Origin of the sequence: Mesorhizobium loti, from assembly GCA_014189435.1 — a bacterium.
In the GTDB taxonomy this organism is placed as follows: Bacteria; Pseudomonadota; Alphaproteobacteria; order Rhizobiales; family Rhizobiaceae; genus Mesorhizobium; species Mesorhizobium loti_G.
Genome location: CP050293.1, coordinates 5,374,860 through 5,389,844, shown reverse-complemented (window position 1 = coordinate 5,389,844; position 14,985 = coordinate 5,374,860). Strand labels below are relative to the sequence as shown.

The following is a 14,985-nucleotide window of genomic DNA, read 5'->3' as shown; positions in this document are numbered from 1 at the left end:
CTTGGCAGACATCAAGGGAATATTGTTCGACAAGGACGGGACACTTGTCGACTTCAACGCGACCTGGCTCGGCGTCGCCGACTTCATGGCCATGGATGCCTCGGAAGGCGACCGCTGGAAAGCCGACAGGCTGCTTGCGGCTGCCGGCTTCGATTTCGCCAACAAGCGTTTCAAACCGGACTCGATCTTTGCGTCCGGCACCAATCTCGACGTCGTCGAATTGTGGTTCCCGCGCCTGTCCAACGAGGACCAGATGCTTGCGGTCGCCCGCTTCAACGAGATCACCTCGGTGCAGGGCTCGGCAATGGCTGTGGCGTTGCCCGGCATCGTCGACACGCTGACGGCACTGCACAGGAAGTCCTACCGGCTTGGCGTCGCCACCAACGACTCGACCAGCGGTGCGGAAAAGACGCTGGTCACGCTCGGCGTCGCCCAATTGTTCGACGCGGCCTATGGCTACGACGCGGTGGCCAATCCGAAGCCGGCGCCCGACACCATCCTGGCCTTCAGCGATCTCACCGGCCTCAGGCCGGCGGAGATCGCCATGGTCGGCGACAACAGGCACGACCTTGAAATGGCGCGCGCCGGCGGCTGCGGGCTGGCGGTTGGCGTGCTCTCCGGCACCGGCACCCGCGAATCGCTGGCCGGGATTGCCGATGTTGTCCTGGATTCCGTAGCCGACCTGCCGGACTTTCTTTCGGCACGGGTCAAGGAGACGATCTGATCCCGTCGGTGGATGCAGTCGCCTCGTCAGCCTTCAAAACGAAAGACACCGCTTGGCTGCAGCGCGCTGTTTTTCGCCTGGCCGAAATCCGGCACCTGATATTCGGCGAGCAACCGCAGCCGTGACAGCGGCAGATAGGCGCGGCCGGGGTCGCCGACCAGGACCTCGATGCCGGCATTCAGGCAGCGTTCGAAAAAGGGCATGACGCGGTCGCCGACGTCCTGGCTGTAGAAGACATCGCCGGCAAGCACGAGGTCGACCATTGGTGGCGAACCCCCGGTGATATCGTCTGCGATCACCGTGATCACGACGCCGTTCGCCGCGGCGTTGAGGCCGAGTGCTGCAACGCCGTTGCGGTCGATCTCGGCGGCAATCACCTCGCGCGCCCCCGCCTTGGCGGCGGCAATGCCGACAAGGCCGGAACCGGCGCCGAGGTCGAGCACGCGGCGACCGGCCACGATTTCCGGATGGTCCAGTATGTGGCGCGCAAGCACGGCGCCGCCGGCCCACACATAGGCCCAATAGGGCGCCTGCGGCTCAGGTCCATCATCGTCCGTCTCTTCATCGACGTCGATGCTTTGGTGCGGATCGGTAAGCCGCCGCAGGCCACTGGCCGGATGCGGCGTATAGAGGCGGATCTCGGGGAGCGACGGCACCGGGGCGATGCGCGTGTTCGCCCTGATGAACTCTGTCGGATCAGGACGGCAAAGCGTGTCCTCGGCCTGCGTGCCGTCGGCTGCGATCATTCGCGCAACGCTCGCCGCAGGATCTTGCCGACCGGTGTCTTCGGCAGCTCGGTGCGGAATTCGATGTATTTGGGCCGCTTGTAGCCAGTCAGGTTCTCGCGGCAAAAGGCGGTGATCGCTTCAGCGGTCAGGGCCGGATCCTTCTTGACGATGAACAGCTTCGGCACTTCGCCCGAATGCTCGTCCGGCACGCCGATCGCCGCCACTTCGAGCACGCCCGGATGCATCGCCACGACTTCCTCGAGCTCGTTCGGGTAGACGTTGAAGCCCGAGACCAGGATCATGTCCTTCTTGCGGTCGACGATCTTGGTGTAGCCGCGCTCGTCCATGAAGCCCATGTCGCCGGATTTGAAGTAGCCGTCCTTGGTCATCACCTTGGCGGTCTCATCCGGCCGGTTCCAGTAGCCCGCCATCACTTGCGGTCCCCGGATGCAGATTTCGCCGACCTCGCCGAGCGGCAGATTGTTGCCGTCATCGTCGCGAATGGCGATCTCGGTCGAGGGCAGCGGCAGGCCGATCGTGCCTGTGAAGTCACCGGCGGTGAACTTGTTGGCGGTGGCCACCGGCGAGGTTTCCGAGAGGCCGTAGCCTTCGGTGACCGGACAACCGGTCAGCGCCTTCCAGCGTTCGGCGACGCCTTTCTGCACCGCCATGCCGCCGCCCAGCGTCAGGATCAGCGGCTTGAAGTCGAGCTTGCGGAAATCCTCATTGTTGAGCAGCGCGTTGAACAGCGTGTTGAGGCCCGGAAAGATGTGCACCGGATATTTCTGCAGTTCCTTGACGAAGCCGGGAATGTCGCGCGGGTTGGGAATGAGCACATTGCGGGCGCCCTGCTGCATGCCCATCAGCGCGTTCACCGTCAGCGCGAAGATATGATAGAGCGGCAGTGCGCAGATGAAGTTGGGGTGCGCCGGTTTCGGCTTGATCGTATAGGCGTCCTCCATCCACTGCGCGTTCTGCACGACATTGGCGAGCACGTTGCTGTGCAGCAGCGTGGCACCCTTTGAGACGCCCGTGGTGCCGCCGGTGTACTGCAGGAAGGCGACATCGTCGGCTGCCACCTTGGCCGGCTTGAAGGTCGCGCCGGCGCCGGCCTTCAAGGCCGCGTTGAACTTGACATGGCCGGGCAGCGACCAGGCCGGCACCATCTTCTTCACGCGGCGCACGACGAAATTGACGATCGTGCCCTTCAGCCCGCCGAGCATGTCGCCCATCGCGGCGACCACCACATGCTTGACCGCGGTCCTGGCGATCACCGCCTGCAAGGTGTTGGCAAAGTTCTCCAGGATGACGATGGCCTGCGCACCGGAATCCTTCAGCTGATGTTCGAGCTCGCGTGGGGTGTAGAGCGGATTGATGTTCACCACGACATAGCCGGCGCGCAAGACGGCCATCATCGCCACGGGATATTGCAGCACGTTCGGCATCATCAGCGCGACGCGAGCGCCTTTCTGAAGGCCTTTCGATTGCAGGTAGGCGCCGAAGGCCGCCGACAGCCGCTCGACATCGGTGTAGCTGATGGACTTGTCCATGCAGGTGAAGGCCGGCTGCGCGGAAAATTGCTTGCAGGCGGCCACGAGGAAATCGCCGATCGAGCTGTAGGGCAGGGCGCCGATTTCGGCTGGCACGTTTTTTGGATAGCTCTTGAGCCACGGCTTTTCCGGCAGTCCCGCGGCGAGAGCCGTGAGCGCTTTCGGCAACCCCTTGGCTGGGGCGGGCTTCGCTGCCGGTGGTGCCTTCGCCGTTGCAGTCTTCGCTGCCGGCTTGACAGCGACTGCCTTTGCGGTGGCCGTCTTTCCGGTCACGGGCTTGGCCGGGGCTTTGGCCGCCGGCTTTGCGCTTGCCTTTGCTGGCACGCTGGCCGCCTTCGGCTGGGCTGCGGCGGCTTTGGCAACTGACGCTTTCGGCTTGGCCGTGGCAGCAGCTGCTTTGGCAGCCGCCTTGGCTCCCGCTTTCACCGGCGCCGTCGTCCTTGATGCTTTTGCCACCCGTTCCTCCCTCGACAATTCTTGCTCGCCCGCGCCGCGCTCGCCCCTGAATTGACAGAGACGCCCTCCGCTGCTGCCGCTATATCATCTATGTATTGCCTCCATTGGTGACGGTGCAAGTGTTGCCCTTGCGGCAAGGCGGCGAAAGATTTGCCGCCGAAAATGTTTCCTGCCGCCGACACCCTCCCCCTGTGTCCCGGCACACCCTCCCCCTGTGTCCCGGCGCACCCTCGGCCACTCGCAAGCGCGCGCGACATCGATATCGTCAGATCGGCGATCAATAAAAAAATGCGGTCGTTAACAATAGCGTGAATGGAAAAAAACTGCTAATTTTTTCTGCCATTTAGCAAAATCGCGGATTTTTTTCCTGCTTCCCGCGGGGTAAGCAAACGGGGTGTTCCAAAGCCGGAAAAACGGTGCTTATATGCGCGCTTCGCGAGCCTGATAGAGGGGCTTGGAAGAACATCAGGGAGTGCTCAATGAAGAAGAAACTGACTTTTGCAGCCGCGTTGCTGGCTGCAAGCGTCCTGGGCGGCGTGGCCAACGCGAAAACTCTGGTCTATTGTGCGGAAGCTTCGCCGGAGGGTTTCGACCCGGCGCCGTATACCGCCGGCCAGACGTTCGACGCGTCCTCGCGTACCGTCTTCAACCGCCTTGTCGAATTCGATCACGGCAAGACAACGATCTCGCCGGGCCTGGCTGAAAGCTGGACGATCTCCGACGATGGCAAGGAATACGTCTTCAAGCTGCGCAAGGGCGTCAAGTTCGCCGCCACCGACTATTTCACCCCGACGCGCGACTTCAACGCCGACGACGTGGTGTTCTCGTTCACGCGTCAGGTCGACAAGGCCGGCCCGTGGTTCCAGTACATCCCGGGCATTGCCTACCAGTATTACAATGACCAGTTCGGCGACAACATCACCAAGGTCGAAAAGGTCGATGACCTGACGGTGAAGTTCACCCTCAAGGATCCGGCAATCACCTTCATTCCGACGCTGGGCATGGACTTCGCCTCGGTCGTCTCCAAGGAATATGCCGACAAGCTGCAGGCCGACAAGACGCCTGAACTGTTCAACCAGAAGCCGATCGGCACCGGCCCGTTCATCTTCGTCGACTACCAGACCGACGCGGCCATCCGCTACAAGGCCAACCCGGACTATTGGGGCGGCAAGCAGAAGATCGACGACCTGGTCTTCGCCATCACCACCGATCCGGCGGTGCGCGCGCAGAAGCTCAAGGCTGGCGAATGCAACATCATGTCGTATCCGGCACCGGCCGACATCGCCGGCCTGCAGGCTGAAGCCAGCCTGAAGGTCGACGAGCAGGAAGGCCTCAATGTCGGTGCGCTGATGTACAACACGCAGCAGAAGCCGTTCGACGACGTGCGCGTCCGCAAGGCGCTCAACATGGCCATCAACAAGAAGGCCATCATCGATGCCGTCTTCCAGGGTGCCGGCCAGGTGGCGGTCAATCCGATCCCGCCGACCATGTGGTCCTACAACAAGGAAGTGAAGGACGATCCGTACGATCCGGATGCATCCAAGAAGCTGCTTGAAGAAGCCGGCGTCAAGGACCTCAAGATGAACGTCTGGGCCATGCCGGTGTCGCGCCCGTACATGCCGAACGCGCGCCGCACCGCCGAACTGATCCAGGCGGACTTCGCCAAGGTCGGCGTCACCGTCAACATCGTCAGCTACGATTGGGGTGAATACCTCAAGCGCGCTTCCGCGGTCGATCACGACGGCGCCGTCATCGTCGGCTGGACCGGCGACAATGGCGATCCGGACAACTTCCTCGGCGTGCTCCTGAGCTGCGCTTCCGTCGGTTCGAACAACCGCGCGGAATGGTGCAACAAGGACTTCGACGCGCTCATCAACAAGGCCAAGACCGTTTCGGATCAGGCCGAGCGCACCAAGCTCTATGAACAGGCACAGGTCATCTTCAAGGAACAGGCACCCTGGGCGACGCTCGCTCACTCCAAGGTGTTCATGCCGATGCAGAAGACCGTCACCGGCTTTGCGATGGATCCGCTCGGTATCCATCGCTTCGACGGCGTCGATATCGCCGAATAAGGTTGCGAAACGGGGGCGTCGCCATGTGGTGACGCCCCCACTCGCCCGCCATGCTGCGTTATATCCTCGGCAAGCTCGCCCTCATCATCCCGACCTTCATCGGGATAACCATCCTCGCCTTTGGCTTCGTGCGCATCCTGCCCGGTGATCCCGTGCTGGTGCTTGCGGGCGAACGCGGCCTGTCGCCCGAACGTCACACGGCGCTGATGCACCAGTTCGGTTTCGACCTGCCGATCTGGCAACAATATTTGACCTATCTGACCAACATCCTCAGCGGTGATTTCGGCACCTCGTTTTCCACCAAGACGCCGGTGCTCAAGGATTTCCTGGTGCGCTTCCCGGCAACGGTCGAGCTCGCCATCTGCGCCATGATCTTTGCCGTCCTCCTGGGTGTCGCCGCCGGCATCTTTGCCGCCATTCGGCGCGGCTCCTGGTTCGATCAGCTGACCATGGGCACGGCGCTGGCAGGCTATTCCATGCCGATCTTCTGGTGGGGTCTGCTGCTGATCATCGTGTTCTCAGGCACGCTGCACTGGACGCCGGTTTCCGGCCGCATAGACCTTCTCTATTTCTTCAAGCCGGTGACCGGCTTCATGACCATCGATTCCCTGATCTCGGGGCAGAAGGGCGCCTTCCGTTCGGCGCTGTCGCACCTCATCCTTCCGACAATCGTGCTCGGCACCATACCGCTCGCCGTCATCGCCAGGCAGACGCGTTCGGCCATGCTCGAAGTGCTCGGCGAAGACTATGTGCGCACCGCGCGCGCCAAGGGCCTGACCCCGTTCCGGGTCGTCGGCCTGCATGCCTTCCGCAACGCGCTGATCCCGGTCGTCACCACCATCGGCCTGCAGGTCGGCACGCTTTTGACCGGCGCCATCCTGACCGAGAGCATCTTCTCCTGGCCCGGCATCGGCAAATGGATGATCGACGCCATTTCCAAGCGCGATTATTTCACCGTGCAGGGCGGGTTGCTTTTGATTGCGCTGATCGTCATGTCGGTGAACCTGATCGTCGACGTGCTCTACGCCGTCATCAACCCACGCATCCGGGCCAACTGACATGAGCAACGAAGGCCCAGCCACAGTCGAAGCCGCGACCGTCGTCAAGCAGCAGGACGCAAGGCTGCAGATGTTCGGCGAGTTCTGGCATTACTTCTCGGTCAACAAGGGCGCGGTGATCGGGCTCTTCGTCTTTGCGCTGCTGATCCTGATCGCCATTTTCGCGCCGCTGCTGGCGCCGCATTCGCCGGACGACCAGTTCCGCGACTTCTTCCTGACGCCGCCGGCCTGGCAGGAGGGCGGCAACGCGCAGTTCCTGCTCGGCACCGACGCCGTCGGTCGCGATATGCTGTCGCGCCTGATCTATGGCTCGCGTTTCTCGCTCGCCATCGGCTTCGTCGTCGTCACGTCAGCGCTGATTTCCGGCGTCATCCTCGGCCTGCTCGCCGGCTACTGCCGCGGTTGGGTCGACACGCTGATCATGCGCATCATGGACATCATCCTGGCCTTCCCGTCGCTGCTCTTGGCCCTGGTGCTGGTCGCGGTGCTCGGGCCCGGCCTCGTCAACGCCATGATCGCCATCGCCTTCGTGCTGCAGCCGCATTTCGCCCGGCTCACCCGCGCTGCCGTGATGGCCGAGAAGACCCGCGAATATGTCGTCTCGGCCAAGGTCGCCGGCGCCAGCCATCTCAGGCTGATGCTGGTCACCATCCTGCCCAACTGCATCGCGCCGCTGATCGTGCAGGCGACGCTGTCCTTCTCCAATGCCATTCTCGAGGCGGCGGCCCTTGGCTTCCTCGGCATGGGCGCGCAGCCGCCGACGCCCGAATGGGGCACCATGCTGGCCGAGGCGCGCGAGTTCATCCTGCGCGCCTGGTGGGTCGTGACCTTTCCCGGCCTCGCCATCCTGATCACCGTCTTCGCCATCAACCTGATCGGCGACGGCCTGCGCGACGCGCTCGACCCCAAGCTGAAGAGGTCGTGAGCATGCCTCTGCTCGAGATCAAGAACCTCACCGTCTCTTTCGACACCGCGGCCGGACCGTTCATGGCCGTGCAAGGCATCGACCTGTCGGTCGAGCCGCGCGAAGTGCTGGCGATCGTCGGCGAGTCCGGTTCCGGCAAGTCGGTGTCGATGCTGGCGGTGATGGGGCTGTTGCCCAACACGGCAACGGTCAAAGCCGACCGCATGGCCTTCGACGGCGTCGACCTCCTGGAACTCAGCCCGTCCGAACGCCGCAAGATCGTCGGCAAGGACATCTCGATGATCTTTCAGGAGCCGGTCGCCAGCCTCAACCCGTGCTTCAACGTCGGCTTCCAGATCGAGGAAGTGCTGCGCTTCCACATGGGCATGGACCGTGCCCAGCGCCGGGCCCGCGCCATCGAGTTGATGAAGCTGGTCGGCATCGCCGACCCGGAAGAACGGCTGAGCTCGTTTCCGCACCAGATGTCCGGCGGCCAGTGCCAGCGCGTCATGATCGCCATCGCCATCGCCTGCAATCCGAAACTGCTGATCGCCGACGAGCCGACAACTGCGCTCGACGTCACCATCCAGAAACAGATCCTCGATCTCCTGGTTTCGCTGCAGGCCAAATACGGCATGGGCCTGATCATGATCACCCATAACATGGGCGTGGTGGCCGAGACCGCCGACCGCGTCATCGTCCAGTACAAGGGCCGCAAGATGGAAGAGGCCGACGTGCTGTCGCTGTTTGAATCACCGAAGAGCAATTACACGCGGGCTCTGCTCTCGGCGCTGCCGGAGAATGCCGTCGGCGACCGGCTGCCGACCGTGTCCGACATGATGTTCGAACCGGCCCCCTCTGCCGCGGGAGCCGCCTCATGAGCACCACGGTTCTCGAAGGCAAGAATATCGTCCGCGACTATCACATCGGCGGCGGCCTGTTCACCGGACCGCGCACCGTGCATGCGGTCAAGGGTGTCTCCTTCAAGGTGGACAAGGGCAAGACTCTGGCCATCGTCGGCGAAAGCGGCTGCGGCAAGTCAACGCTTGCCCGCATCATCACGCTGATCGATCCGGCGACATCAGGTGACCTGTTCATCGACGGCAACAAGGTCGACATCGCCAGGAACCCCTTGACGAAGGAGATGCGCCGCAAGGTGCAGATCGTCTTCCAGAACCCCTATGGATCGCTCAATCCGCGCCAGAAGATCGGCGACGTGCTGGGCGAGCCTCTGCTGATCAACACCGACAAGTCGGCCGCCGAACGGCGCGACCTGGCGATGAAGATGCTGAAGAAGGTCGGCCTCGGCCACGAGCACTACAACCGCTATCCGCACATGTTCTCGGGCGGCCAGCGCCAGCGCATCGCCATTGCCCGCGCGCTGATGCTCAACCCAAGCCTGCTGGTGCTTGACGAACCGGTCTCGGCGCTCGACCTTTCGGTACAGGCGCAGGTGCTCAACCTGCTCGCCGACCTGCAGGACGAATTCCAGCTGACCTATGTCTTCATCAGCCACGATTTGTCCGTCGTGCGTTACATCGCCGACGATGTGATGGTGATGTATTTCGGCGAAGCGGTCGAATACGGCTCGCGCGACGAGGTTTTTTCGGACCCCAAGCACGCCTACACCAAGACGCTGTTTGCCGCCACGCCGCGTGCCGACGTCGCCTCGATCAAGGCGAGGCTGGCGAAGAAGAAGGCCGCCTGAGATCAGCTGACACTGGCCAGTGTCAGCTAAATTGGTGGCACCGGCACCAACATCTTTGCGAGCAGGACGTTAGCGTGACCGCGCGGGAAGTCCTCGAGTTGTACGAGCCGCTGAAATCCATGCTTCTCGTAGAAGTCCGGCGCCTGGAAGGTGAAGGACGAGAGATGGATGACATGGCACCCGCGCCGACGCGCTTCCTGTTCGGCTTCGGCGAGGAGGCGCGAGCCGAGGCCTTTGCCGCGCTCGCTGTCAGCGATCCATAGCGTCTTGATTTCGCACACGCCCGCCCAACTGTGCCCGTGGAGACCGGCATAGATCGTCCCGTCGTCCCTCTTCAGGAAGATCGATAAATAACGGCCGTCATCGACGCCGGTGACGGCGACGTTGAAGCCGTAGAGGCGATCCTCGAGCGCGACAATGTCCTCTGGCGTGGGTTCACTGAGAACAACAAGAGACGTCGCCTCGTCGGCGCTTGGATCATCGGAGCCGCCGGGACCAGTCATGTCACGACAGCTTGGCGATGATGGCGCGCAGCGCCTCACCGAAGCGCCGGACTTCCTCGATCGTGTTGTAGTGGACCAGCGAGGCGCGGATGGCGCCGCTGTCCATCGAGAGGTTGAGGCGCTTCATCAGCCGCGGCGCGTACATGTGGCCGTCGCGGATGCCGATCTGCATCTCGGCCATCTCCTCGACGATCCGCTGCGGCGACAGTGTGCCGATGTTGAAACAGAAGGTCGGCACGCGCTCATTGATGCGGGCCTCGTCGGCAACGCCGTAGATCGTTGCGCCGCAATCCTTCAGCACGGCAAGCATCTCGCGCGCCAGCACCAGCTCATAATCGCGGATGGCGCCCATGCCGGCGACGATGTTGTCGCGCCGCGAGCGGTTGTTGGATGGAGCCAGATTGCGGCCGATCAGTTCGAGATACTGCACGGCGGCGTCCATGCCCGAGACATTCTCGTAGATGAAGGTGCCGGCCTCGACCTTGTAGGGCGGTTCGTCGGGGATGAAATCCTCGCGGAAAGTCGGCAGCCGCTTCAGCGTTTCGAAACGGCCCCACAGGAAGCCCATATGCGGCGAGAAATTTTTGTAGCCGGAGCAGACGAGATAGTCGCAATCCCAGGCCTGCACGTCGATCAGCCCATGCGGCCCGTAATGCACGCAATCGAGGAAGACTTCGGCGCCGGCCGCGTGCGCGATCCCAGCCACCGATGCGACATCGACGATCGAGCCGATCGAATGCGCGGTGACCGTGCAGGCGACGAGACGGGTGCGGTCGGAAACCAGCGGGCGCAGATCGTCGACATGCAGATTGCCGTCCTCGCGCATGCGCCACCATTTGAACTTGACGCCGGCGGACTCCAGCGCCAGCCAGGTCGCGATGTTGGCGTCGTGGTCCATGTCGGTGATGACGATCTCGTCACGCTCTTGCAGCATCTGGCCGATGCCGAGGCTGACCAGGCGAATGAACGAGGTGGCGTTCATGCCGAAGCAGATTTCCGCCGGGCTATAGGCATTGATGAGCAGCGCGACGCTTGTCCGAGCATCGGCAACCGACTGGTCGACGGCGACGCTGCGGCCATAGCGGCCGCCGCGCTGCACATTGTGCGAAACCAGATGGTTGGTCACCGCGTCGAGCACGCTCTGCGGGATCTGCGCGCCGGCGGCGTTGTCCAAAAAGATGAAATCCCCGGCCCGCTGCAAGGCTGGAAACATGGCGCGGATGGTGTCGACGGGGAACGCGCTTGCGTTCGCATTGTCGGTCTGGTGCTTGTTCACGGCAGGCTCCTGCAGAGGACTTGGGCGGGGGGATCGGTTGGCGAGGTCAGCGCTTCTTTTCGGTCTTGAAGCGGTCTTCAAGCAGGCTGACGAGGCGCACCATCGGCCAGAGGAAGATGAGATAGACAAGCGCTGCGCCGATCAGCGGCGATGGATTGGCGTAGAGCGATTGCGCGTTGGTCGCCTCCTTCAGGAGCTCGGGCAGCGCCACGGTGGAGGCGAGCGAAGTGTCCTTGAACATCGAGACGCAGTTGCTGGTCATCGGCGGGATGACCACGCGGATCGCTTGCGGCAGCACCACCTTGCGCAAGGTCAGGAGGAACGGCAGGCCAAGCGCCTGCGACGCCTCGAACTGGCCACGCGGAATGCTTTCGATGCCGGAGCGGAACACCTCGGCCGAGTAGGCCGACATGATGAAGGCGAAGGCCGTCACCGCCGAAGCCCAGGACGACAGGCGTATGCCGAGGAAGGGCAGCGCGTAGTAGATCAGGATCAGCACGACCAGCACCGGCAGGGCGCGGAAGATGTCGGTGTAGCCGACCGCCAGCCACCGCAGCGGCTTTGGCGCATAGAGTCGGACCAGGCTGATCACCAGGCCGATGGGGATGCCGATGCCGATGCTCAATATGCCGAGCAGCAGCGTGTTCAGGAAGCCGCGCAGCAGCGCTGGCAGGCTGGACATGATGACATCGGGGTTGAAGAAGGTATCCAGCAGCGACATGGGAGCGTTCCCGAACCCGAGAGCAAGGATGCTCAGGTTAAAACCAATCGACCTCGCCAATGGCGAGACGGTCTGCGCGGAAGCCGGCGCTGGCGCATGAAATGAATCGTGCCGGCCTGGAAAGCCGGCACGATGTCAGCGCAGCTTTCAGCTCAGGCCTTCGGCAGCGGCATTTCCTTCATGGTCGAAGAGTCGGCGGGTGCGTCGCTGCCGAACCACTTCTTGTGGATCGCGGCCAGCGTGCCGTCCTTCTTCATAGCGCTCAGCGCGTCGTTCAGCTTGCCGAGCAGCGGATGGTCCTTGGTCATCATCAGGCCGTACTGTTCGCCGGTCTTGATGCGCTCCTTGACGACCAGGTCCTTCATCTTGGTGAAGGAATATTCCATGCCCGGAATGTCGCTGACAGCCGCATCGACGCGTCCTGCGCTGAGGTCGAGCAGCAGGTTCTGCTGCGTGTCGTAACCCTTCACGTCACTGAAGCCGTCGGCCTCCTGATGCGCCTTGACCCAGGTCTCGCCGGTCGAGCCGGACAGCACGCCGACGATCTTGCCCTTGAGGTCGGCTTCGGCCTTGATCGCGCTGTCGGTCTTGGTGGCGATGCCCATGTCGGAATCATAATAGGGCTGCGTGAACGACTGCGATTTCAGCCGCTCCGCCGTGATGGTGATCGACGAGATGGCGACGTCGATACGCTTCGAGGTGGTGGCGGCGAACAGCGCCTGGAAGCCGAGATCGGCAATGTCGGTGGTCATGCCGATGCGCTTGGCCGCTTCGTTGACGATGTCGACTTCAAAGCCCTCGAAGGTGCCGCTCTCGTTCTTGTATTCGAACGGCGGATTGGTCGGGTAGGCGCCGACATTGAGCACGTCGGCGGCATAGGCGGTGGCGGGGCCGGCGGCGATGCCGATGGCGGCAGCGAGAAGAAGCAGTCTGCGACGAGTGAAGCTCATGTGTGTTCCCTCTGTTGTTGATCGGGCGGGTTGCTCCCGCACGGTTTTTTGCCGCCCCGCTTCAGGCAGGGCGTCAATTCATGGCAGCGACCATGCGATCGAGCGCGGTCGCTATCTGGTCACGTTCCCGGCACACGCACATCCGCAGGAAGGCCGTTGCCGAACTCCCGAACAGATGGCCGGGCGCCAGCCCGACACGTGCCGTCTCCAATATCCTGGCGCAGGCGTGGCGGGCGTCGCTTTCGCCTTCCATGGCGAAGAAGGCATACATGCCGCCGCGCGGTTTCGCAGGCAGGATGATGCCCGGAATCTGCGCCAGCCTGTCATAGGCAAGGTCGAGACCGGTCCTGATCCGCTGCCGGATCTCCTCGACCAACGGCTCGCCCTGGCGGATCGCCGCGACAGCGCCAGCCTGGATCGGCGCCGCCGTGCCGCTGTTGACATATTGCGTCATGGCGCCGAGCTGGTCGGCCACCCCTGATGGATGCGTCAGCCAGCCGATGCGCCAGCCGGTCATCGCCCAGGCCTTCGAGAAGCTGTTGACCGACAGCACCCGGTCGCCATCCTCGGCGATCTGCAGGATGGAGGGGGCAACGTCGCCGTTGAAATAGAGCCTGCTATAGACCTCGTCGGAGATGATCCAGATGCCGGTGCGCCGGCTGAAATCGAGCAGCGCCTGCATCTCCTCGCGCGACGCGGTCCAGCCGGTTGGGTTGGATGGCGTCGACAGGAAGATGGCGCGGGTGCGTGCATCGCAGATCGCAAACAGCCGGTCGAGGTCGAGATGCCAGTCACCTCTGTAGTCGAGCGAAAACGGCCGTGGCTCACCGCCGATCAAATGGATGGCGTTGTGGATGTTGGGCCATTGCGGCGCGACATAGACGACGTTGGTGCCGGTATCGACCAGCAGTTCCAGCGCCAGGTACAGCGCCTGCATGCCGCCCGGCGTGACGGTGGTGCGTGCGATCGGGATCGGCCGGCCATGGATGCGCGTCTGGTACTCCGACAGCGCTTCATTCAGCGGGCCGTGGCCGCGCATGTTGGGAACGTAGAAGGTCAGGCCTTCATCGAAGGCTGCCTTGGCGGCGTCGCGGATGAAAGCCGGTGTCACCATGTCGCCTTCGCCGTACCAGAGCGCGATCACATCGCCCAGTTCACGCGCCCGCACGGCAAGGTTGGCGATGTTTTCTGTGTGCAGATCGCGAATCTGGGCGCGCACGCCATCGAAGGCATAGCGCGCGCTGGACGATGACTGGGGCAGTACGAACGACAAGGACTGAAACCCCTCCCACCCGGAGCACAACGATGGACTGGCCGGGAAGCCCGCCCGATACGGCCGTCGCCATCGATCCTGGAATGCTTATCCAAAGTGCGGCACTTTTCAAGGCGAAAGTTTTAAGCTTAAAAAGTTTGACCGGCCTGTTGCATTGCCGATACGCCTTTTTCGCCTTGCCGCGCGTCTCAGGCCAGTTCGTCGCGTGCCGCGGCACAGTTGGCCGCGGCGCCGGCGCCGAGAAACATCGTGTCGCTGGCCAGGATGAAGAAGCTGGCGCCGATGGCCGCCCATTGCCCGACGGGCTGCGGGCTGGCGCAAAATATGCCGGCTGCCTTGCCGTGCGCGATCGTCACGCCGACGATCGTGCGGATCGCTGCATTGAGCCTGTCGGCGCCGTTCGGCCCGATCGCGTCGATCGACACCGAAAGATCGCCAGGGCCGACGAAGATCACGTCGATACCGTCGACGGCCGCGATCGCTTCGATGTTGGCCAGCCCTTCCGATGTCTCGACCTGGATCGCGACGACGATCCTGTCATTGGCGCCGGCCAGATATTCGGGAATGCGATAGCCGTAGCCGGCGGCCCGGCCCGGTCCGACGCCGCGCTCGCCTTTTGGCGGATAGCGCGAGGCTTTGACTGCTGCTGCGGCCTGGGCGGCGGTCGATATGCGCGGCACCAGCACGCCTTGCGCGCCACTATCCAAAGCCGCCTGGATGGCTTCCGGCGCATGGCCGGGAACACGCACCATGGCCGGCACGCGATGCACGTCGGCCGCCCGCACCATGCTCTCGATCATGTCGCGCGAGATTTGCGCATGCTCCCAGTCGATGCAGAGGAAATCGAGGCCGGACTGCGCCATCACTTCGACCGCGACGGGATGGGGAATGGCCGCAAAGGAACCGACGAGGCTCGTCTTGCCGATGCATTTCTGGCGGAACTCGCTCATGCCGATCCCCTTTTTTGTCTCTGCCGGAATCCATATCCGCAAACCATGGCGAGGCGAAGCTATTTCATGCTTGAAATATTTTTGCGGAGCCGTAGCGTGCGATCTTCGCCGG

14 protein-coding genes are annotated in these 14,985 nt (G+C 63.0%); 6 read left to right on the top strand and 8 right to left on the bottom strand.

The genetic code is table 11. The features are described 5' to 3' along the window. The first annotated feature begins 1 nt into the window (after position 1). Entirely contained in the window at positions 2-724 is a 723-nt protein-coding gene (locus tag HB777_25815) for an HAD family hydrolase (GenBank protein ID QND67000.1), read from the top strand. 26 nt (positions 725-750) lie between these two features. Here HB777_25815 and HB777_25810 read toward each other — a convergent pair whose 3' ends face one another. Together HB777_25810 and HB777_25805 are read right to left on the bottom strand one after the other, a co-directional pair. Then, complete coding sequence (locus tag HB777_25810) at positions 751-1,470, bottom strand: methyltransferase (protein ID QND66999.1); 720 nt, start codon at positions 1,468-1,470, stop codon at positions 751-753. Continuing rightward, a complete protein-coding gene (locus tag HB777_25805; GenBank protein ID QND66998.1) occupies positions 1,467-3,458 on the bottom strand; it encodes a long-chain fatty acid--CoA ligase in 1,992 nt (663 codons plus the stop codon). Before HB777_25805 ends, HB777_25810 begins: the two co-directional genes overlap by 4 nt. Before the next feature lie 479 nt (positions 3,459-3,937). Here HB777_25805 and HB777_25800 point away from each other — a divergent pair, with 479 nt between their 5' ends. From HB777_25800 to HB777_25780, 5 genes are read left to right on the top strand one after another with little or no spacing between them, the layout of a single operon-like run. Continuing rightward, a complete protein-coding gene (locus tag HB777_25800) occupies positions 3,938-5,530 on the top strand; it encodes an ABC transporter substrate-binding protein (GenBank protein ID QND66997.1) in 1,593 nt (530 codons plus the stop codon). Between the two features lie 50 nt (positions 5,531-5,580). Further along, on the top strand, positions 5,581-6,588 hold the full coding sequence (locus tag HB777_25795) for an ABC transporter permease subunit (GenBank protein ID QND66996.1): 1,008 nt from the start codon (positions 5,581-5,583) through the stop codon (positions 6,586-6,588). 1 nt (position 6,589) lies between these two features. After that, the gene (locus HB777_25790; protein QND66995.1) at positions 6,590-7,513 is read left to right on the top strand and encodes an ABC transporter permease subunit; all 924 of its coding nucleotides are present in this window, start codon (positions 6,590-6,592) and stop codon (positions 7,511-7,513) included. Positions 7,514-7,515: 2 nt separating this feature from the next. Further along, positions 7,516-8,373, top strand: a complete 858-nt coding sequence (locus HB777_25785; GenBank protein ID QND68906.1) for an ABC transporter ATP-binding protein — start codon at positions 7,516-7,518, stop codon at positions 8,371-8,373. Beyond that, the gene (locus HB777_25780) at positions 8,370-9,200 is read left to right on the top strand and encodes a dipeptide ABC transporter ATP-binding protein (GenBank protein ID QND66994.1); all 831 of its coding nucleotides are present in this window, start codon (positions 8,370-8,372) and stop codon (positions 9,198-9,200) included. Before HB777_25785 ends, HB777_25780 begins: the two co-directional genes overlap by 4 nt. A gap of 26 nt (positions 9,201-9,226) precedes the next feature. On the opposite strand, the gene HB777_25775 is transcribed toward HB777_25780, so the two are convergent. From HB777_25775 to HB777_25750, 6 genes are all read right to left on the bottom strand, one after another. Then, positions 9,227-9,703, bottom strand: coding sequence for a GNAT family N-acetyltransferase (locus HB777_25775; GenBank protein ID QND66993.1), 477 nt, complete (start codon positions 9,701-9,703; stop codon positions 9,227-9,229). Between the two features lies 1 nt (position 9,704). Next, entirely contained in the window at positions 9,705-10,979 is a 1,275-nt protein-coding gene (locus HB777_25770; GenBank protein QND66992.1) for a cysteine desulfurase-like protein, read from the bottom strand. 46 nt (positions 10,980-11,025) lie between these two features. Further along, a complete protein-coding gene (locus HB777_25765; GenBank protein QND66991.1) occupies positions 11,026-11,700 on the bottom strand; it encodes an amino acid ABC transporter permease in 675 nt (224 codons plus the stop codon). Between the two features lie 152 nt (positions 11,701-11,852). Continuing rightward, positions 11,853-12,650 carry an amino acid ABC transporter substrate-binding protein gene (locus HB777_25760; GenBank protein ID QND66990.1) on the bottom strand — a complete coding sequence of 266 codons (798 nt, stop codon included), beginning with the start codon at positions 12,648-12,650 and terminating at the stop codon, positions 11,853-11,855. Positions 12,651-12,723: 73 nt separating this feature from the next. Beyond that, positions 12,724-13,923 (bottom strand): pyridoxal phosphate-dependent aminotransferase, encoded by a 1,200-nt coding sequence (locus HB777_25755; protein ID QND66989.1) that lies wholly within the window; start codon positions 13,921-13,923, stop codon positions 12,724-12,726. A 188-nt stretch (positions 13,924-14,111) separates the two neighbouring features. Continuing rightward, the gene (locus tag HB777_25750) at positions 14,112-14,873 is read right to left on the bottom strand and encodes an HpcH/HpaI aldolase/citrate lyase family protein (GenBank protein QND66988.1); all 762 of its coding nucleotides are present in this window, start codon (positions 14,871-14,873) and stop codon (positions 14,112-14,114) included. Between the last annotated feature and the right edge of the window lie 112 nt (positions 14,874-14,985).